Annotated in this window: 1 protein-coding gene and 1 pseudogene; both read left to right on the top strand. The window is 74.6% G+C overall.

Features of this window, described 5'->3' with window-relative positions:
• A pseudogene (locus AC2W7A_RS12410) lies at positions 1–372 on the top strand (non-canonical purine NTP pyrophosphatase); the annotation flags it as partial.
• Positions 369–1,406, top strand: coding sequence for a 3'-5' exonuclease (locus tag AC2W7A_RS12405; RefSeq protein ID WP_485991610.1), 1,038 nt, complete (start codon positions 369–371; stop codon positions 1,404–1,406). The pseudogene AC2W7A_RS12410 and the gene AC2W7A_RS12405, both read left to right, overlap by 4 nt.
• Positions 1,407–1,417 lie beyond the last annotated feature (11 nt).

Below are 1,417 nucleotides of genomic sequence, written 5' to 3'. Positions count from 1 at the left end.
GGGGGACGACGGCCGCGAACCTGCGCCTGCTGCTCGACCAGCTGGCGGACGTCCCCCGCCGAGCACCGCGCCGCCGGCTTCGTCTGCTGCGCTGCCCTCGCCGTCCCCGGCCCCGCCGGTGCGGATGGCGGACGGGAGATCGTGTCCGAGACCGTGGCCGAGGGGCACCTGCGCGGGACCCTGCTCACCGAGCCGGTGGGCGACGGCGGGTTCGGCTACGATCCGATCCTGCGGCCGGAGGGCCATGAGGTCTCCACCGCGCAGCTCTCCGCAGAGGAGAAGAACGCGATCAGCCACCGAGGCCAGGCGTTCACGGCCCTGCTGCCGGCCCTCGTGGACGCGCTGCGCGCCCGGGAGGCGCACACGGGATGAGCTCAGCGACGTCGCCGGCACCCGTCCCGGGGCTGGACTTCACGGCGATCGACTTCGAGACCGCCAACGGCTTCCGCGGCTCGCCCTGCTCCGTGGGCCTCGTCCGCGTACGCGACGGCGTCATGGTGGACCGCGCCTCCTGGATGATGCGCCCGCCGCGGGGGTTCGACCGGTTCGACCCCCGCAACGTGCGGATCCACGGGATCACCGCGGACCAGGTCGCGCAGGCCCCGCGCTTCGCCGAGGTCTACGCGGACCTGCGCGCCTTCTGCGGCCAGGACGTCCTCGTGGCGCACAACGCCGGCTTCGACGTCGGCGTGATCGAGTCCGCCCTCGAGGTCTCGGACGCGGACGTGCCGCCGCTGGAGTACGCCTGCACGCTCATGCTGGCCCGCAAGGTCTACGACCTGCCCAGCTACGCCCTGCCCTCCGCCAGCCGGGCCGCGGGCTTCGTGCCGGGCCGGCACCATGAGGCCCTCGCCGACGCCGAGGCGTGTGCGGCGATCCTCATCGACGTGGGCCGCCGCGCCCTCGAGACCGACGGCGGCCCGGTGGAGGTACACCGGGTGCTGCGGACGCACGGACTGCAGGTCGGACGGCTGGAGGGCCACCTGCACGGCGAGGGCCGTGAGTCCCGTCCGACCCGTCAGGCCCGGGACATGGCGGACGTGTTCGACGCCCGCGTGCCCCTGCGCTCGGGACGGGCGATGCCGGATTTCATGCGCTGGCCGGACGAGGGGGTGAACACCCCTGCCAATCGGGACGCCTCTCCGGACCACCCCCTCTACGGACACGTGGTGGTCTTCACCGGCGGCATCGGGATGTCCCGGCAGGAGGCCAAGGACCGGGCCGCGGCCCTGGGGGCACAGCCGTCCTCCCGGGTCGGTGCCCGCACCACCATGCTCGTGATCGGGGGCGGCTTCTCCGCCGAGGACCTCGTCCTCGCCGCCCGTGAGGCGGACGGCTCGGGCGCACCGGCCCGCGGTGCGGACCGGGGTGACCACCACGGCGCTCGCCCACCGCAAGACGCGTGAGGCCCTGCGGC

This window comes from Micrococcus sp. LASM2_SD2 (assembly GCF_057364565.1).
The sequence above is the reverse complement of the archived record's forward strand: the minus strand, read 5'-3'. Positions and strand labels throughout refer to the sequence as shown.

Bases quoted from the DNA above. Each gene is read 5' to 3' on its own strand.
- AC2W7A_RS12405 (WP_485991610.1), top strand. From the start codon at position 369: ATGAGCTCAGCGACGTCGCCGGCACCCGTCCCGGGGCTGGACTTCACG.